Origin of the sequence: Acinetobacter sp. MD2(2019), from assembly GCF_035615615.1 — a bacterium.
Taxonomy (GTDB): Bacteria; Pseudomonadota; Gammaproteobacteria; order Pseudomonadales; family Moraxellaceae; genus Acinetobacter.
Window position 1 is genome coordinate 42745 of sequence record NZ_VTDU01000006.1, and the last position, 18204, is coordinate 60948.

15 protein-coding genes and 1 tRNA gene are annotated in these 18204 nt (G+C 40.5%); 11 read left to right on the top strand and 5 right to left on the bottom strand.

The annotated features are described in order from the left end of the window. Nucleotides 1–57: 57 nt before the first annotated feature. Nucleotides 58–783, bottom strand: a complete 726-nt coding sequence (locus I2F62_RS04900; RefSeq protein WP_324625909.1) for a folate-binding Fe/S cluster repair protein — start codon at nucleotides 781–783, stop codon at nucleotides 58–60. Nucleotides 784–1042: 259 nt separating this feature from the next. Between I2F62_RS04900 and I2F62_RS04905 the strand changes: the two genes are divergently transcribed. The 3 genes from I2F62_RS04905 (at nucleotide 1043) to I2F62_RS04915 (ending at nucleotide 2446) form a co-directional block, all read left to right on the top strand. After that, entirely contained in the window at nucleotides 1043–1381 is a 339-nt protein-coding gene (locus I2F62_RS04905) for a YegP family protein (RefSeq protein ID WP_324625910.1), read from the top strand. A gap of 70 nt (nucleotides 1382–1451) precedes the next feature. Next, the gene (locus I2F62_RS04910) at nucleotides 1452–2039 is read left to right on the top strand and encodes a DUF2939 domain-containing protein (RefSeq protein WP_324625911.1); all 588 of its coding nucleotides are present in this window, start codon (nucleotides 1452–1454) and stop codon (nucleotides 2037–2039) included. Nucleotides 2040–2041: 2 nt separating this feature from the next. Beyond that, entirely contained in the window at nucleotides 2042–2446 is a 405-nt protein-coding gene (locus I2F62_RS04915; RefSeq protein ID WP_324625912.1) for an NUDIX hydrolase, read from the top strand. Nucleotides 2447–2496: 50 nt separating this feature from the next. Here the strand turns inward: I2F62_RS04915 and I2F62_RS04920 are convergent, their stop codons facing one another. Then, nucleotides 2497–3204 (bottom strand): nitroreductase, encoded by a 708-nt coding sequence (locus I2F62_RS04920; protein ID WP_324625913.1) that lies wholly within the window; start codon nucleotides 3202–3204, stop codon nucleotides 2497–2499. Between the two features lie 448 nt (nucleotides 3205–3652). Here I2F62_RS04920 and I2F62_RS04925 point away from each other — a divergent pair, with 448 nt between their 5' ends. After that, nucleotides 3653–5131, top strand: a complete 1479-nt coding sequence (locus tag I2F62_RS04925) for a sodium:alanine symporter family protein (RefSeq protein ID WP_324625914.1) — start codon at nucleotides 3653–3655, stop codon at nucleotides 5129–5131. 189 nt (nucleotides 5132–5320) lie between these two features. Continuing rightward, nucleotides 5321–5397, top strand: a tRNA-Met gene (locus I2F62_RS04930). Nucleotides 5398–5506: 109 nt separating this feature from the next. Here the strand turns inward: I2F62_RS04930 and I2F62_RS04935 are convergent. The 3 genes from I2F62_RS04935 to gltA all read right to left on the bottom strand — a co-directional run bounded on the left by I2F62_RS04935 (nucleotide 5507) and on the right by gltA (nucleotide 9255). Further along, a complete protein-coding gene (locus tag I2F62_RS04935) occupies nucleotides 5507–7132 on the bottom strand; it encodes an NAD+ synthase (RefSeq protein ID WP_324625915.1) in 1626 nt (541 codons plus the stop codon). 248 nt (nucleotides 7133–7380) lie between these two features. Further along, complete coding sequence (locus I2F62_RS04940; protein ID WP_324625916.1) at nucleotides 7381–7911, bottom strand: hypothetical protein; 531 nt, start codon at nucleotides 7909–7911, stop codon at nucleotides 7381–7383. 69 nt (nucleotides 7912–7980) lie between these two features. Then, a complete protein-coding gene (gene gltA / locus I2F62_RS04945) occupies nucleotides 7981–9255 on the bottom strand; it encodes a citrate synthase (RefSeq protein ID WP_324625917.1) in 1275 nt (424 codons plus the stop codon). Between the two features lie 902 nt (nucleotides 9256–10157). Here gltA and sdhC point away from each other — a divergent pair. The 6 genes from sdhC to odhB all read left to right on the top strand — a co-directional run bounded on the left by sdhC (nucleotide 10158) and on the right by odhB (nucleotide 18165). Continuing rightward, nucleotides 10158–10559, top strand: coding sequence for a succinate dehydrogenase, cytochrome b556 subunit (sdhC, locus tag I2F62_RS04950; protein ID WP_324625918.1), 402 nt, complete (start codon nucleotides 10158–10160; stop codon nucleotides 10557–10559). Then, the gene (gene sdhD, locus I2F62_RS04955; RefSeq protein ID WP_324625919.1) at nucleotides 10559–10924 is read left to right on the top strand and encodes a succinate dehydrogenase, hydrophobic membrane anchor protein; all 366 of its coding nucleotides are present in this window, start codon (nucleotides 10559–10561) and stop codon (nucleotides 10922–10924) included. Before sdhC ends, sdhD begins: the two co-directional genes overlap by 1 nt. A 12-nt stretch (nucleotides 10925–10936) precedes the next feature. Continuing rightward, the gene (locus tag I2F62_RS04960) at nucleotides 10937–12832 is read left to right on the top strand and encodes an FAD-dependent oxidoreductase (protein ID WP_324625920.1); all 1896 of its coding nucleotides are present in this window, start codon (nucleotides 10937–10939) and stop codon (nucleotides 12830–12832) included. Nucleotides 12833–12846: 14 nt separating this feature from the next. Beyond that, entirely contained in the window at nucleotides 12847–13557 is a 711-nt protein-coding gene (locus tag I2F62_RS04965) for a succinate dehydrogenase iron-sulfur subunit (protein ID WP_324625921.1), read from the top strand. 569 nt (nucleotides 13558–14126) lie between these two features. Next, nucleotides 14127–16949 carry a 2-oxoglutarate dehydrogenase E1 component gene (locus I2F62_RS04970; RefSeq protein ID WP_324625922.1) on the top strand — a complete coding sequence of 941 codons (2823 nt, stop codon included), beginning with the start codon at nucleotides 14127–14129 and terminating at the stop codon, nucleotides 16947–16949. Between the two features lie 19 nt (nucleotides 16950–16968). Beyond that, nucleotides 16969–18165: a 2-oxoglutarate dehydrogenase complex dihydrolipoyllysine-residue succinyltransferase gene (gene odhB / locus I2F62_RS04975; RefSeq protein WP_324625923.1), complete on the top strand. Its 1197-nt coding sequence runs from the start codon at nucleotides 16969–16971 to the stop codon at nucleotides 18163–18165. Nucleotides 18166–18204 lie beyond the last annotated feature (39 nt).

Consider the following 18204-nt stretch of genomic DNA (forward strand, 5'->3'; position numbering starts at 1 on the left):
TATCAATAAACCCTAAAAAATAGGGAATCAGGCATAAAATGATTCCCTTGACGTTGTTTAAGTTTTTGGTCGCGCCACATCGCCATTTAACGCATCTGGTAAATCTACAATGTGTAAACCCAGTGCGGTAATCGATTCAGGTTTGGCAACCACCAGCGCCTTAAAGCCTTCGCCATAAGCAGCACTATTCACGATTTGCACATCGGAACTTAATTTTTCGCCCATGTTGGGTACAGCACCTTGACCTTCAACCAAATGTAACCAATGTTTCGGTTTGGCTTTAAACCATAAGCGTGCCACAATTTCTTGACCTAAATAACACCCTTTGTCGTAATGAATGCCTGCGCGTTGGTGCAACCGTAATTCTTGGGGTTGAAATTCGTGCGCGGTGCTTTGTTCAATAAAGGCTTGACCCAGTTCAATGGCGTGTAATTGCCAAGCGGTTAAATCTGTTGCCTGCTCGACAAAAACAGTGTTTTCAGCGTTAAATTTAGGATATACCGTACTTGGGTCAGACAATGTCATTTTAGAAAATGCGCCGTATTTTTTGATATGTTTGGCAAATTCTTCGCTTTGGTTTTGTGTCACCACAATTTCGAAATGTTCAGGGTCATATTGTTTTAACCATAATCCAAACTGAATTCGTCCTTTTAAATCGCAAATGGCCGTATAACAAGGCACATCCGATGGCACACGTTCGACATGCACCGTCACTTGTCCTTGTAAAAACTTCAGTGCATCCACACCTTTTAATTGATAACGGATAAATGCTAAATCGTTCATATAAATTTGCAATTACGAATAAGAAGATGCTTCTATTGTGGATGAAATTCAAAAAAAATTCAGCTAAACCATTCAAGAAAATTGAAGATTTCCTTGTAACTTAGCCTGAACACTGCAAGCCATTTTGCTGTGAAAAGCGCTTTCATTATATAAATTCGATTACAAAACAAGCACCAATGAACAGCTTGAATTCTTTTATATTGAATACATCACATTGGTGATAATGCAGTCATAAACAAGTAAATATAAAGAGGTTGTTATGAGTGGATGGTATGAAATTTCTAAAGCTACAGATGGACAATATCGTTTTGTGTTAAAGGCTGGCAATGGTGAAGTTGTTTTAACCAGCGAATTATATAAAGCGAAAGCATCGGCGCTGAATGGCATTGAATCGGTACAAAAGAACAGCCCAGATGATGTGCATTATGCGCGTTTGACTGCCAAAAATGGTAAAGCCTATTTCAATTTAAAAGCCGCCAATCATCAAATCATTGGAAGTAGTCAAATGTATAGTACCGAACAAGGGCGTGATAAAGGCGTTGAGTCGGTGAAAAACAATGGTATTACACAAATAATAAAAGATCTCACACTTTCTTAACGCCAAGTTAGTTAAATTAAGCATGCTTAGGCATGCTTTTTTTACGCCTAAAAGTTGCGAGAAGAAATGAATGAAAAAATGGTTAGGCGGTGTGGGTGTGGTGCTTCTGATTGTACTGGGTACATGGGTTGCATCTCCATATTGGATGTTATATCAACTTAAACAGGCATATGAACAAAATCAGAGCGAGAAAATTTCCAGTTATATCGACTATGCACAAGTACGAGAAAGCTTACAGCCACAAATTGAGTCGGTCTTTTTATCGCATTTAGAAGAGGGCCAAGATGCTTCGAACTCAGAATGGTACCAGCGAATACATGCTATTTTAGATACACATATTAGTCGACAAATTTTAGATTTATTGGTATCCGATCAGACCATACAATTGTTAATGCAAGGCAAGCAGTTATCAGAATTAATTCCGCAATTTGAAAAATCGGTAGAGCGGCACTCGGCACAAAATATGTTGCAGGCAAATACGAATATTTATGTAGAGCCCACTGTAAAACAAGATGCGACTTATCATGCAGCTTATACGTCACCAAATACCTTTGTGGTGTCGTTAATTCGTCAAAATGGCAAACGCACGCAATTTATTTTTAATCGTGTTGCAGGGTGGAATTGGAAAATGACCGCCATTGATTTAGGGCTAAATTAAACATGGCCTTTCAGGATCTGTATCGGATGAGTTCACATGCGGTCATTAGTAATCATCAGAATGAAATTTTGCTGTTAAAAGCCAATTATGGCGATTGTGCATGGGGATTGCCCGGTGGTGGTTTAGATGTTGGTGAAACCATTCATCAAGCCCTCATGCGGGAATGCAAAGAAGAACTGGGCTGTGAAATTGAAATCTTATATTTAAGTGGTGCTTATTATCATGCGTCTGTGCATTCACATGCGTTTATTTTTCGCTGTCAGCTCAAAACAAATCAAGACATTCAATTAAGTGCAGAACATTCGGCGTATGGATGGTTTCAGTTGCAAGATTTAACAGCGGTTCAGAAAATTCGCGTGCAAGATTGTTTCGCATTCGATGGTACGGTGCTGAGCCGAAGTTTTTAAAAATAAAAAAAGATCAGCCTCGTTTTGAGTACTGATCTTTCTTCTGCGGATTATTCATCTAAAAAAACCGCAAAATTTTCTACCGCTTCGCGCGGAGTAATAAATGTATTCACCTTGGCATCGGGGTCTGCATAACCTAGGGCTACGGTGCACACCAATTCTTCATCGTCCGCCGCGTTGAGTACATCGAGTACAATCGGGTGGAAATGATTCCATGCCGCTTGCGGACAAGTATCTAAGCCACGCGCTTTGGCAGCAATCATGACATTTTGAATCATCATGGCAATATCCATCTTCGAACCAATACCCATGGCTTTATTGACGGTAAAAAACAGTCCGACTGGTGCATCAAAAAGTTTAAAGTTGCGTAGCTGCTGTGCGGCCATTTTTTCTTTTTCGCCACGTTGAATATTCAGCAAACCATACAATCCCCAACCATTTTCACGGCGGCGGTCAATAAATGGAGAAATCCATGTTTGTGGATAGTAGGCAAACGTTTCTTGATATTGCTGCGCCAGTTCAGGATTTGCATTGACTTCAAGTTGTGCTGCACAGACGCGGTTCACCATCTCATCGCGTTTTTTTCCTGACACGACATACACTTTCCACGGTTGGGTATTGGTGCCTGAAGGCGCTCGGCTTGCAACGGCAAGAATGTCTTGAATGATTTGCGCTGCAACGGGGGTATCTAAAAAGGCGCGTACCGAATGGCGTGAGCGAATGGCATCATCAACAGCTTGAACACGATTTAAATCCATAAAAATTCCTTGCTCTAATTTTGTCGTTTTGGCGAATATAAACGATCTATTGATTGGTTGACTAGCATGAACAGAAAAAAAGCCCTGTTTTTAAAAATATGCGTGAGTCCACAGCCTTTAAAACGTGATAGACAAGCATGTATTGCAGTTTGATTGCTCTATTCTTGCGCTATTTTGCTGTGATTTTTTAGAATAACGCACTCAAAATAGTGCACAAAACAATAAAAAAAGTTGGAATGTAGGGGTGAATGCGTATAATTGCACTTTTTTGAACGAAAAGTGAATTTTTGAGCATTTTTAGTGCAAAAAATGGACAATAAATTTGCTGTTTAATTTTTGAAAGATACATTAATTGGGCTGATCACTTGCATAAAAGATTAACATTTCTACCTTTGGGGTGTGTTGCAATGCAATGTTGGACAAAGATTTTTACTAAAGGGAGACTTGCGTGAATCACGAGTTAACTGAGCGTTTAATATCATGGATTGATATTTTAAATACACCTTTGTGGGATTTTTTAGTTATTTTTTTATTGGCAACGGGCTTCGTTTATACCTTTGTCACTCGCGCAGTGCAAATTCGAATGTTTGTACAAAGTATCCGTGTGATGTATTCAAGCCGTCAAGGTGCTGAAGATAAACATGGCATTACCTCATTTCAAGCCTTTGTAACAGGTTTGGCCAGTCGTGTTGGGGTGGGGAACATTGGTGGCGTTGCTATGGCAATTGCGATTGGTGGCCCGGGCGCCGTGTTTTGGATGTGGGTGACGGCATTACTTGGTATGAGTTCGGCCTTTGTCGAATCAAGCTTGGCGCAGTTATTTAAAATTCGTGATCACGAAAGCAAACAGTTCCGTGGCGGTCCTGCGTACTACATTATTAAAGGGATTAAAAGTAAGCCTTTAGCACTGGCTTTTGCTGTGGCGATGATTATCACTTATGGTTTGGCATTTAACTCGGTGCAAGCCAATGCCATTATTGGTTCAAGTTCACATGCTTGGGGATGGGATAAAGCCAATATCATTTTACCATTAGGTGGTTTGAATCTTACTATTTCATGGGTTGGTTTGGTGCTGGTTGCACTAACAGCAATGGCAATTTTTGGTGGAATTAAGCGTATTGCACATTTTGCCGAAATGTTTGTTCCTTTAAAAGCGGGTCTTTATTTAGCCACTGCATTTTACATCTGTATTAGCAACTACGAAGTTGTACCGCATGTTTTTGGCTTGATTTTCTCTAAAGCATTCCAGTTTGATGCAGCCGCAGGTGGTTTTTTTGGCAGCATGTTCTCTATGGCGATGATGCAAGGCATCAAGCGTGGTTTATTCGCCAATGAAGCAGGGATGGGTTCTGCGCCAAATGCCGCAGCCGCATCGGATGTTAAACATCCTGCCAACCAAGGTTTGGTGCAAATGCTGGGTGTTTTTGTAGATACATTCATTATTTGTACTAGTACTGCACTCATCATTTTAATTTCTGGTGTATATGCGCATACCGGTGGTTTACAAGGCATTGAATTAACTCAATACGCGCTTCAAACGCAAATTGGCGAATATGGGGATGATTTCCTTGCCATCTTATTATTCTTGTTCTGCTATTCAGCAATTTTAGGTAACTATGCCTATGCTGAAAGTAACATGCAGTTCTTGCATAACAGTCCAAAATCAATGTTGGTGTTCCGTATTGCGGTGTTGCTCATGGTCTACTTCGGTGCCATTACTAGCGTACCGTTGGTTTGGGCATTTGCAGATTTGTCGATGGGTGTAATGACCACCATTAACCTTGTTGCCATTTTATTATTGATGCCATATTTAAAAGTTTTATTGACGGATTATCGTCGTCAATTAAAACAAGGTGTCAAAGACCCTGTGTTTAAGTTAGATGATCACACTGAATTGAAGAAAAAAGTTGATTCAGATATTTGGTAATCTAGTTCAGATAAAAAACCAGTCATAGGACTGGTTTTTTTAAATTTAAAATTTTGATTCTTATGCAAAAATAATAATTTTTAAGCATTTAAAGAAAAAAACACAGTATTTGATTGTTTACTAATCATCTAAACTCTGCCGTCTATTGACCTAATCTGAATAACTATAGATAATGCACCCACAGTTTACGGCTATGTAGCTCAGTTGGTTAGAGCACCGCACTCATAATGCGGGGGTCACAAGTTCAAGTCTCGTCATAGCCACCATTTTAAAAACCATGCACCTAGCATGGTTTCTTTTTTTGTGCAGTTTGCATCGTATATAAAAAAAAGCCTAAACATGATGTTTAGGCTTTTTTTATGAAGTTCGTTGAGCTCAGATACCCGCTTTCCAACCATTCACAATTGGGTAGCGGCGTTCGCGGCTAAAGGCACGCGAGCTAATGCGTGGGCCAATCACACCTTGTTTGCGTTTATATTCATTTAAGTCGACCAAGCGAATCACTTTTTCTACCACTTTTTCCTCAAAGCCACGTGCAATAATTTCATTTTGGCTTAAATCTTCTTCGATATAAGCATACAAAATGGCATCGAGTACATCGTAAGCAGGGAGTGAATCTTGGTCTTTTTGGTCAGGGCGTAATTCTGCCGAAGGTGGGCGAGTAATCACGCGTTCAGGAATCACTGGTGTTTCGCTGATACTGTTACGGTACTTGGCCAATTCAAACACAATAGTTTTGTAAACATCTTTGAGTACCGCAAAACCACCGACCATATCGCCATAAAGGGTACAATAACCAACGGCAAGTTCAGATTTATTGCCAGTCGATAACACCAAATTGCCAAATTTATTTGACAGCGCCATAAGTAGCGTACCGCGTGAGCGCGCTTGTAAGTTCTCTTCTGTGGCATCTGCAGGTGCATTACCAAAGAATGGATACAACGTTTGCATGAAGCTATTTACGATATTGTGAATTTCTGCCACACCGAAGGTCACGCCTAAAGCTTTGGCTTGCGCCGCGGCATCTTCAATGCTGATTTGTGCGGTATAAGTGTATGGCATCATTACCGCTTGAACTTTGTCTGCACCTAAAGCATCTACCGCAATGGCAAGGGTAAGGGCAGAGTCAATTCCACCAGAAAGACCGAGAATAACCCCCGGGAAGCCTGAACGTTGTACGTAGTCGCGTGTTGCCATGACTAAGCTTTGATAAATCTCCGCCATGGTTTCTAGTTCAGGTTTGGCTTCTTGGGCTTTATATGCGGCTTTTTCTGCATCGAATTCTGCAAAATGCACTTGCTCTTGGAAGCTTTCTGCACGGCAAATCAGTTGACCTTCGCGGTCCAGAACAAAACTTGATCCATCAAAAATCAAATCGTCTTGTCCACCCACTTGGTTGGTGTAGACCACATTTAGGCGCAGTTGTTTTGCAAGTTCAGTCATGGTTGCAATACGATGCTGCGGTTTACCGACTTCGTAAGGTGATGAATTAAGCACCAAAATGGTATCGATATTGAGTTGAGCCAATTGTTGTACGGTATTGATATTCCAAACATCTTCACAAATGAGAACACCAAATTTGTGTTCAAGATATTCAAAAATTAAATGCTGATGTCCAGCATTAAAATACCGTTTTTCATCAAAGACGCTATAATTTGGTAAGTTTTGTTTGTTGTAAATACCGAGCACTTCGCCATCTTTCATCACCGCGGCAGAGTTAAAACGCTGACCATCTTCGGTGTGATGCACGAAACCAAAAACCAAAACAATATCTTTCACTTCTGCAAGTTGTGATAACGCATTTTGCGTGCGCGTTTTTACACTACTACGTAACAGTAAATCTTCGGCAGGGTAACCAATCACACTCAGTTCTGGGAAAATAATAATATCTGCTTGTTGAGCTTTGGCTTGATTGGCTTGCTCAATCATCTTCAGAGTATTGTTTTCAATATTGCCAATGTGTGGTGAAAATTGAGCAAGGGCAATTTTAAAATTTTTCATTTAAATTCAGTCCTATTCCTATAGGTGAATTACATGTTGCTGATTTATAAATTTAGTTATTCAGCATCAGGTAATAGTAAAAAAATAAAGTCTATCTAGGCTGCTATACTATATACGAATCCAAGCTGATATTAAGCTTAAACATTAAAAAAAATTACATGAAATGTATAAAAAAATATACATTTTGCTTTATAGATGGCCAATTAAAAAACACACAAAAATTTTTAAATGTTGGGTTTATTGAAAAGTTAATCTTGATGATGTGCCAAAATAATATTGGGAATACGATTTAAGAAAATATCTTTGGCAATTTCTGCTTGTTGTTCAATATTATAATCCCAAAAACTTTTGCCTTCTTTGAAAGTGTATTGATATGGATTATAGCGCTTAAAGCTTAAATAGTAGCCTGTTTGTAAAATTGCACCTTTGAACAAGACCTGAATACCTTGTTGATATTGATAAATATGGGTGAGTTCGTGAATAAAAATGCCTTTATAGGCTAAACTCTCTAAACTGTAATCGGCTTTGTAATTTTCAGGGTTAACAAATAAACGCCCTGTAGGCGCCATAAACAGATTCACTGGTTGCCAAGGTAAATATGGCATGTTCAAAATTAAAATTTCGGTATAATTTAGTTTGGGTCCAAAAACTTGGTAGGCCAGTTTGATTTCATTTTCGGTTAAGTGTCGATACTGAAAAAGCGTAATCTTAAAAAATCGGAGACAATAAAAATAAAACGCCTGCTTTAAATAAAAAAGAGCGCGTGTTTGACGTTTCATTGATTCATCTCCAAACAGAAAAGACCGCTGGCGCGGTCTTTTTGTCGTTCTTCAGCTTCCCTGAGGAAATTAGCGATTGATGTCGCGTGCTGATGGGCCCGTATAAAGTTGGCGTGGACGGCCAATTTTATATGCAGAACTATGCATTTCTAACCAGTGGCTGATCCAACCTACCGTACGTGCAAGCGCAAAGATTACGGTAAACATTTCTGTTGGGATACCAATCGCTTTTAGAATGATACCTGAGTAGAAGTCAACGTTTGGATACAAGTTGCGTTCAATGAAGTACTGATCAGACAACGCAATACGCTCAAGTTCCATTGCCAATGCAAGCTGTGGATCGTTGATACCAAGTGCTGCAAGTACTTCGTCACAAGTTTGTTTCATCACTTTGGCACGAGGGTCAAAGTTTTTATACACACGGTGACCGAAGCCCATAAGCTTCACTTCTTTGCGTTTTACTTTTTCCATGAATTCAGGAACGTTTTCTACGCTACCGATTTCATCCAGCATAGTTAAAACAGCTTCGTTTGCACCACCATGCGCAGGTCCCCAAAGGGCAGCAATACCCGCAGCAATACATGCATAAGGGTTTGCACCAGTAGAGCCCGCAAGACGAACTGTAGAGGTTGACGCATTTTGTTCGTGGTCAGCATGCAGTGTGAAAATGCGATCCATTGCTTTAGCCAGCACAGGATTCACTTTATAATCACGGTCTGCTGGGGTTGCAAACATCATGTGTAAGAAGTTTTCAGCGTAATTTAAATCATTACGTGGATAAATAAACGGTTGACCAATCGTATATTTGTAAGTCCAAGCTGCTAAAGTTGGAATTTTTGCAATTAAGCGAATTGCAGTAATTTCACGATGGTTAACGTCTTCAACGTCTAAACCGTTGTGATAGAACGCAGACAATGCACCAACAACACCACACATCACCGCCATTGGGTGAGCATCGCGGCGGAAACCATTAAAGAAACGGCTAACTTGGTCGTGAACCATCGTATGGTTACGAACTTTGGTATCAAACTCGTCTTTTTGTTCTGGTGTCGGAAGTTCACCATTTAACAATAAATAACAAGTTTCTAGGTAATCTGCTTTGGTCGCAAGTTGATCAATTGGGTAACCGCGGTGCAATAAAATCCCTTTGTTCCCATCGATAAAAGTGATTTTTGATTCACATGCAGCTGTCGCCATAAACCCTGGATCAAAAGTGAAGTGACCTGCAGCTAAAACATCCTTAACATCGATGACATCGGGACCTAATGTACCGCTGTAAATTGGTAATTCAATTTCTTGTCCATCAAGTTTTAAAACGGCTTTCTTGCCAGTTGCTTCAGACATTCAATAGATCTCCTGTCCTGGTGAATGTGATACTGATGCGTATTAATAGTCTTTTAATGAACGTCATCAGAACGATAAAAAACGAATTAAGCTTATTCTTTGCTCAAAAAATGTCAATCATACTTATGGATAAATGCGTTTAGTCTCTTTTTGAGCGACTGCTTCCGTGCTTGTATCCATACAAAAATTGAGCTGAGAGGCTTATTTCGCTATCAATTTACAGCAAGATACGAAAAAAAACATGAAACTCTTTTTAAAAAAAATCAAAAAAATAGAAAAAAACGATGATTCGCTGTTTGTAAAATAAGCATTTTTGTTGCGAAAACCTTTATATTTATAGCTTTTGTTACGGAAATATTTGGTAAAACTTTTATTCTTAAAAACTCATTATTTAAACTATTTGGCTGATGTTTAATTGATTTTTATATTTAGATTGATTGAAAAAAACTTTTACGAATGAAAACTCAATGATAAAAAACAACATTATTTTTTAAACGCACCTAATTGGTGCGATATGGGGTTTCAGGTTGTTAATTGTTTTTATCTTTTTGAAAAACGATAAAAAGCGTTAAATTTTGAACATAAAGTATTCTGCTTTAGTCTAATGTATTTGAATTACTTTTATTTATTTTGACTGCAAATAAATCTGCATGCAGATTTAATTGAATGAAGAAGGTCGTTGATATTTCATCAGGAATACACTTAATTTAAATCTATATATTTGATAATGATTATTATTTATTTAATGTGATTGCGTTTGACTGAATATTAGTTGTTTGAATTTTGACATTTTGCGTTTTATAATTGATTGTCGTTAAAAACATTTAGGCAAAGGTTTGCCTAAAGATGCCAGCTTTCCTTCGAATTAATCTACAAACTCCGGATGGAGTTTCTACTACAGGATGCCCGCTGTGAAAAGCAACAGACCTGTCAATTTGTCCATGGGGCAAGTGTTAGCGGTAAATTTACGCTCACCCGTGGCTATTGCATCAATTTTGCACCGTTTATCTGGTGTCATCGTATTCTTGTTGGTTCCAGTACTATTATGGATATTAGATAAGTCATTGTCTTCGCCTGAAGGCTTTACTTATGTCAAAGAACAAATATTTGGGAATTTCTTTGTACGATTCATCGTTTGGGTTTTTGTCGCAGGTTTAATTTACCATTTAATTGGTGGGATTAAGCATTTACTTGCTGACCTTGGCTTTAACGAAGAACTACAAAGTGGTCGGGTTGCAGCTACAGTTTCATTGGTCTTGTCTGCGATTGCAATTATCGCGGCATTTGTATGGATTGTGATCTAATGAAAAGTGCTACAGGTTTAACGGGTTCAGGTTCTCGTGATTGGTATATCCAACGTTTGAGTGCTGTGATATTGGCAGTCTACACCGTTGTGATATTTGGTTGGATTGTTTTCCATAGCGGTTTTAGTTTTGACCAATGGACAGGGTTTATGAAAACCTTACCAATGAAGATTTTCTCTTTATTGGCTATTTTGTCATTGGTAGCACACGCATGGATTGGCATGTGGCAAGTGTTTACAGACTACGTAACTACACGCCAAATGGGTCCATCCGCTAACGGTTTGCGCCTTGTGTTAACAACTGCGGTGATTGTTGCAGTTTTTGTTTATGCAATTTGGGCATGCCAGATTTTCTGGGCGAATTGATAGGAAGAAATCATGGGTACGTTAACCCCTAAAGAAGATTATTCAAATATCCAAAACCTTACTTTCGATACTGTGATTGTGGGTGGCGGTGGCTCTGGTATGCGTGCTGCATATCAAATGGCGCAAGCTGGTTTAAAAGTTGCTGTTTTAACTAAAGTGTTTCCAACACGTTCGCATACGGTTGCTGCTCAAGGTGGTATTGGTGCGTCATTAGGTAACATGCAAGAAGATAACTGGCACTACCATTTTTACGACACGGTAAAAGGTGGTGACTGGTTAAGCGACCAAGATGCGTGTGAATTTATGACACGTGAAGCGCCAAAAGTGGTTTATGAATTAGAACATTTAGGTATGCCGTTTGACCGTAACAAAGATGGCACGATTTATCAGCGTCCATTTGGTGGTCACTCTGCAAACTATGGTGAAAAAGCGGTGCCACGTGCTTGTGCTGCTGCTGACCGTACAGGTCATGCGCTATTGCATACCTTGTATCAAAGCAACGTGAAAATGGGTACTCAATTCTTCGTTGAATGGATTGCATTAGACTTAATCCGCAATGAAGCAGGCGATGTACTTGGTGTAACAGCTTACGACCAAGAAACCGGTAACATTGCGGTATTCCAAGCCAAAGCAACCTTATTTGCTACCGGTGGTGCAGGTCGTGTGTATCGTGCATCAACCAATGCCTATATTAATACTGGCGATGGCTTAGGTATGGCTGCGCGTGCAGGTATTCCATTACAAGATATGGAATTCTGGCAGTTCCACCCAACAGGCGTTGCTGGCGCGGGTGTATTGTTAACTGAAGGTTGCCGTGGTGAAGGCGCAATCTTGCGTAACAAAGATGGCGAACCATTCATGGAACGCTATGCACCAACATTAAAAGACTTGGCGCCACGTGACTTCGTTTCACGTTCAATGGACCAAGAAATTAAAGAAGGTCGTGGTTGTGGCCCTAAAAATGATTATATCTTGTTAGATATGACGCATTTAGGTGCTGAAACCATCATGAAGCGTTTACCTTCGGTATTTGAAATTGGTAAGAAATTTGCCAACGTAGATATTACCAAAGAGCCGATTCCTGTAGTGCCAACCATTCATTATCAAATGGGCGGTATTCCAACCAATATTCATGGTCAGGTGGTTGTGCCAGTCGGTACTGAGCAAGGTGAATTCTCAGCACATTACGACAAAGCGACCAAAACCTATTCGTACCAAGGTAGCCGCGATTATACTCAACCAGTTAAAGGTTTTTATGCCATTGGTGAATGTTCTTGCGTGTCTGTACATGGTGCAAACCGTTTAGGTACTAACTCATTGCTTGATCTTGTAGTGTTTGGTAAAGCTGCGGGCGAGCACATTATTGATTATGTGACCAAGCATCATGGCGATGAATATCAGCCATTGCCAAACAATGTTCTTGAACAAACTTTGCAGCGCGTACGTCATTTAGATGAGACGACAGCGGGTGAAAATGCACAAGACGTGGCCGATGCAATTCGCGATATCGTACAAGACCATGCAGGCGTGTTCCGTACTCAAGCATTGCTTGACGAAGGTGTGAAGCAAATTTTGGCAATCGAGCCGCGCGTTCGTAACATTCATTTAAAAGACAAATCTAAAGTCTTTAACACTGCGCGTGTTGAAGCTTTGGAAGTGGAAAACTTATATGAAGTTGCTAAAGCGACACTTATTTCTGCGGCGGCACGTAAAGAATGTCGTGGTGCGCATACGGTTGTAGATTATGAATTAGACCCAGATCATCAAGATTATCCATACGGACGTCGTGATGATGAGTGGATGAAGCATACGTTATGGTATTCATCAGACAATCGTTTAGAGTATAAACCTGTTCGTTATCAACCATTAACGGTTGAAGCGATCGAACCTAAGCCACGTACATTCTAATCGGGAGAAATAAGATGAGTAGAGGCACGCGTACGTTCGAAATCTACCGCTACGATCCTGATAAGGATAAAGCGCCGTACATGCAAACGTTTAAACTCGAGTTAACCGATAAGCACCGTATGTTGCTTGATGCGTTACTTGCGTTAAAAGTTCAAGATGAAACCTTAACATTCCGTCGTTCTTGCCGTGAAGGTATTTGTGGTTCAGATGGTGTGAATATTAATGGTAAAAATGGCTTGGCGTGTTTGTGGAACTTAAACGATTTACCTGAAAAAATCGTGATTCGTCCATTACCAGGTCTGCCTGTGATTAAAGATTTGGTTGTGGATATGAACCAATTCTACGATCAATACGACAAAATTCAGCCATTCCTAATCAATAATCAGCCAGCGCCTGCAAAAGAGCGTTTGCAATCGCCTGAAGAGCGCGAGCATTTAGATGGTTTGTATGAATGTATCTTGTGTGCATGTTGTTCAACTTCATGCCCATCGTTCTGGTGGAACCCAGATAAATTCTTGGGTCCATCGGCATTGTTAAATGCGTATCGCTTTATCATTGATTCGCGTGATACAGCAACGCAAGATCGTTTGTCGCGTTTAGACGATCCGTTTAGTTTGTTCCGTTGTAAAGGTATTATGAACTGTGTGTCGGTTTGCCCGAAAGGTTTAAACCCAACCAAAGCCATTGGTCACATTCGTAATATGTTGTTCGATCAAGCGGGTTAATGGTTTGATTGTAAAAAGCACATCTTCGGGTGTGCTTTTTTTATTTGTACATGCTGTGTTAAATATTCAATGCTGCTAATTGCAAGTTTTTCATAGATAGATCAACATATGTAAACCATTTGATGGCTATTAATATTTTTATTTTTTATAGGAACTATAGGGTAAAAAAATTTATTCGTGATGGAGAACATGCTAGCATTTAGCCCATCCATATGTTGAAAAAAAAGCGTATTAAAATAACACTTCAATTTCAAAATATGAGAAAATAGAACAACCTGAAAAATAAAACCGCCTTAGAAAAGCTAAATGATTTATTTATCTTTTCTAAGACGATTTGCAAAAAATTGCTCGGCAGTGTGTCGAGTATAAGAAATGAGTAATGATGCCAGGTATGGGCGTGATAATTCATTGAACTCATCAGGGAGTAATCTTCCTGAATGGTTAAACTCACGATCCTAATGGCGTAAGTCATTAGGCATAATGTCATGTTTAGCAATCTGGCATTATGAGTCATGGATTGCTTTATCGAGTGATCTGTAATGTTTTTGCAATAGGAAATGGGTCCACAAATGCAAGAAGTTGCTGACGCATTGCGTCTTGATACTGAACTTTCTGGTGATAGTGCAGCGTATATTGAAGAGTTATACGAGCAATACCTAACTTCTCCATCATCGGTCAGTGAAGACTGGCGTCAATATTTTGATAAATTCCCTAAAGGCGACCAACCACACGGAACTGTGCGTGAACAATTTTTATTACTTGGTCGTAATTCAAACCGCATTCAACCCGTTGTGCAAAGTACAATTAGTACCGAGCATGAAAAACGTCAAATTGGTGTCTTACAGCTGATTGCCGCGTATCGTAATCGTGGACATCAAAAAGCGAAGTTAGACCCTCTTGGTTTGGCGAAACGTGAAGATGTACCCGATTTAGAACTGGGTGCACATGGTTTGACGAAATCTGATCTTGATACAGTGTTCAACACAAGTAACTTGGCGATTGGTAAAGATGAAGCAACGCTTGGCGAAATGGTAGAAACTATGCAAGCGATTTATTGTGGATCGATTGGTGCAGAGTATATGCACATTGTCGACACAGTAGAGAAACGTTGGATTCAACAACGCCTAGAAAGTGCACGCGGTCAATTTGGTTTTAGCACAGAACAAAAGAAACATTTCTTAGAGCGTTTGACTGCGGCTGAAGGCTTAGAGAAATATTTAGGTAATAAGTTCGTTGGCGCAAAACGCTTTGGTATTGAAGGTGGAGAATCCTTCATTCCTATGGTGAACGAAATTATTCAACGTGCAGGTGCGGTTGGTTGTAAAGAAGTGGTGATTGGTATGCCACACCGCGGCCGTCTAAACTTGCTTGTGAATATTATGGGTAAAAACCCAGCCGATCTTTTTGGTGAGTTTGAAGGTAAAGCGCTCAACAAAAAAGGTTCTGGCGATGTGAAATATCACCAAGGTTATTCATCGAATGTGATGACCCCAGGTGGTGAAGTGCATTTGGCGTTGGCATTTAACCCATCGCACTTAGAAATTGTTGGACCAGTGGTTGAAGGTTCTGTTCGCGCGCGCCAAGTACGTCGTAAAGATATTGGTGGTGATGACGTATTACCTGTAATTGTACATGGTGATGCTGCATTTGCAGGTCAAGGTGTAAACCAAGAAACCTTCCAAATGTCGCAAACTCGTGGTTATACCGTGGGTGGTACGGTTCATATTGTGGTGAACAACCAAGTTGGCTTTACAACATCAGACCCACGCGATGCGCGTTCGACTGAATACTGTACCGATATTGCCAAAATGGTTCAGGCGCCAATTTTCCATGTGAATGGGGATGATCCTGAAGCGGTAGTGTTTATTGCACAGCTTGCACATGACTTCCGTCATACCTTCCGTAAAGATGTTGTGATTGATTTGTTCTGTTACCGTCGTCGTGGTCATAACGAAGCGGATGAACCATCGGCAACACAGCCAATGATGTATAAAATCATCAATAAGCAACCAACCACACGTACATTATATGCAGACGTTTTAGTCCAAGAAAAAGTGCTCGATCGCGCTGAAGCGGACAAAATGATTGAAGATTACCGTGCTGATTTAGAAGCAGGTAAGCATGTTGCGAATGCGTTGGTGTTAGAACCAAACACAAAAATGTTTGTGGATTGGAAACCCTATTTAGATCATGACTATACCGATGATTGGGATACCTCGTTTGATCTTGAGCGTTTAAAAGAACTTGGTCGCAAAATGCGTGAATTGCCAGAAGGCTTTGAGATGCAGCGTCAAGTTTCAAAAGTGATTGACGAACGTTTAAAAATGCAAACTGGTGATATGCCACTGAACTGGGGTGCCGCAGAAACACTGGCGTATGCGACATTGTTAGATCAAGGTTATTTGGTGCGCATTAGTGGTGAAGACGTGGGGCGTGGTACGTTCTCACATCGTCATGCAAAATTGCACAACCAAGCAGATGGTTCGGTTTACATTCCATTATGTCATGTTAAAGAAAACCAACCGCGTTTTGCGCTTTGGGATTCATTATTGTCAGAAATGGCAGTGTTGGCGTATGAATATGGTTATGCAACCACGTTGCCAAATAGCTTAATTGTTTGGGAAGCGCAATTTGGTGACTTTGCAAACTGTGCGCAAGTGGTGATTGACCAATTTATCGCATCGGGTGAAACCAAGTGGGAGCGCGTTTGTGGTTTAACTATGCTGTTACCACACGGCTTTGAAGGTCAGGGTCCTGAGCATTCATCTGCACGTTTAGAGCGTTTCTTACAGCTGTGTGCTGAAGACAATATGCAAGTGATTACCCCAACCACACCAGCGCAAATTTTCCATGCGTTGCGCCGTCAAGCGGTTCGTCCAATCCGTAAACCAATGATTGTGATGTCACCTAAATCGTTGTTGCGTCATAAATTAGCAACTTCAACTTTAGATGAGCTTGCGCAAGGTCAATTCCAAACGGTTATTGATGAAATTGATACATTAAACCACGCAGAAGTGACTCGTTTAGTCCTTTGTGGCGGTAAAGTGTATTATGATTTGCTTGAAAAACGTCGTGAGTTAGCCCTTAACAATGTTGCCATTGTACGTATTGAGCAGTTGTATCCATATCCAGAACAACGTTTGGCTGAAGTGCTTAAGCAATATCCAAATGTTGACGAATTGGTATGGTGTCAAGAAGAACCACAAAACCAAGGTGCATGGCACTTTATTGCGCATCGTTTATATGAAACTCTAGCAGTGGTTGGAAAATCGATGCGTATTCAATATGCAGGACGCGAAGCTTCGGCTGCACCTGCGGTTGGTTCACCATATTTGCATGCAAAACAACAAGCTCAGTTAATTCAAGACGCGCTTGCGTTTGACGCTGAATAAATCAGGAGAGATTAAAGAAATGGCAACCGAAATTAAGGCACCAGTATTTCCAGAGTCTGTAGCAGACGGAACCGTTGCGACATGGCATAAAAAAGTTGGGGAAGCGGTAGCACGTGACGAAGTCATCTGTGATATCGAAACAGATAAAGTCGTATTAGAAGTGGTTGCACCTGCCGATGGTAGTTTGGTTGCAATTGTTAAAAATGAAGGCGATACCGTTTTATCGGCTGAAGTCATTGCACAATTTGAAGAAGGTGCAGCAGCTTCTGCAACACCAGCTGAGCAAGTTGAACAAGCATCGGCAAGTACGCAAGCAGGTCCAGCAGCAGTTGTTGAACGTTCACAAGCTGTCACTGACCAAGCACCAGCGGTACGTAAAGCATTGACTGAAACTGGTTTGAATGCAGATGACGTACAAGGCACTGGCCGTGGCGGACGTATTACCAAAGAAGATGTAACTAATCATCAAGCAAAACCAGCTGCAGCTGTAACACCATTAAGCGTAGCTGTAGGTGAGCGTATTGAAAAACGCGTTCCAATGACGCGTTTACGTAAACGTGTTGCTGAGCGCTTGCTTTCTGCAACTCAAGAAACGGCAATGTTGACCACATTTAACGAAGTCAACATGAAACCTGTCATGGAAATGCGTAAGCAATACAAAGACATCTTTGAAAAACGTCATGGTGCCCGTTTAGGCTTCATGTCATTCTTTGTTAAAGCTGTAACAGAAGCGTTAAAACGTTATCCTGCGGTGAATGCATCTATCGATGGTGATGATATCGTTTATCACGGTTACTACGACATCGGTGTTGCTGTATCGAGCGAGCGTGGTTTGGTTGTTCCAGTATTACGTGACACCGACCGTATGAGCTATGCAGAAGTTGAATCAGGCATTGCAGCTTATGCAGGTAAAGCGCGTGAAGGTAAATTGACTATTGAAGAAATGTCTGGCGGTACATTCACCATTACTAATGGTGGTACGTTTGGATCGTTACTTTCAACGCCAATTTTGAACCAGCCACAAACGGGTATCTTGGGTATGCATAAAATCCAAGAACGTCCTATGGCGGTGAATGGTCAAGTTGAAATTTTACCAATGATGTACTTGGCGCTTTCTTATGATCATCGCATGATTGATGGTAAAGAGGCAGTTGGCTTCTTGGTAACCATCAAAGAATTGCTTGAAGAACCAGCAAAACTGATTTTAGACCTTTAATTTTTACGGATAATAATTCGCCCAAGCAGAGTGCTGCTC

Excerpts from the sequence above, each read along its gene's own strand:
- I2F62_RS04965 (WP_324625921.1), top strand. The coding sequence starts at position 12,847 with ATGAGTAGAGGCACGCGTACGTTCGAAATCTACCGCTACGATCCTGAT.
- I2F62_RS04940 (WP_324625916.1), bottom strand. The coding sequence starts at position 7,911 with ATGAAACGTCAAACACGCGCTCTTTTTTATTTAAAGCAGGCGTTTTAT.
- sdhD (WP_324625919.1), top strand. The coding sequence starts at position 10,559 with ATGAAAAGTGCTACAGGTTTAACGGGTTCAGGTTCTCGTGATTGGTAT.
- I2F62_RS04905 (WP_324625910.1), top strand. The coding sequence starts at position 1,043 with ATGAGTGGATGGTATGAAATTTCTAAAGCTACAGATGGACAATATCGT.
- odhB (WP_324625923.1), top strand. The coding sequence starts at position 16,969 with ATGGCAACCGAAATTAAGGCACCAGTATTTCCAGAGTCTGTAGCAGAC.
- I2F62_RS04960 (WP_324625920.1), top strand. The coding sequence starts at position 10,937 with ATGGGTACGTTAACCCCTAAAGAAGATTATTCAAATATCCAAAACCTT.
- I2F62_RS04920 (WP_324625913.1), bottom strand. The coding sequence starts at position 3,204 with ATGGATTTAAATCGTGTTCAAGCTGTTGATGATGCCATTCGCTCACGC.
- sdhC (WP_324625918.1), top strand. The coding sequence starts at position 10,158 with ATGCCCGCTGTGAAAAGCAACAGACCTGTCAATTTGTCCATGGGGCAA.
- I2F62_RS04935 (WP_324625915.1), bottom strand. The coding sequence starts at position 7,132 with ATGAAAAATTTTAAAATTGCCCTTGCTCAATTTTCACCACACATTGGC.
- I2F62_RS04915 (WP_324625912.1), top strand. The coding sequence starts at position 2,042 with ATGGCCTTTCAGGATCTGTATCGGATGAGTTCACATGCGGTCATTAGT.
- I2F62_RS04900 (WP_324625909.1), bottom strand. The coding sequence starts at position 783 with ATGAACGATTTAGCATTTATCCGTTATCAATTAAAAGGTGTGGATGCA.
- I2F62_RS04970 (WP_324625922.1), top strand. The coding sequence starts at position 14,127 with ATGCAAGAAGTTGCTGACGCATTGCGTCTTGATACTGAACTTTCTGGT.
- gltA (WP_324625917.1), bottom strand. The coding sequence starts at position 9,255 with ATGTCTGAAGCAACTGGCAAGAAAGCCGTTTTAAAACTTGATGGACAA.
- I2F62_RS04910 (WP_324625911.1), top strand. The coding sequence starts at position 1,452 with ATGAAAAAATGGTTAGGCGGTGTGGGTGTGGTGCTTCTGATTGTACTG.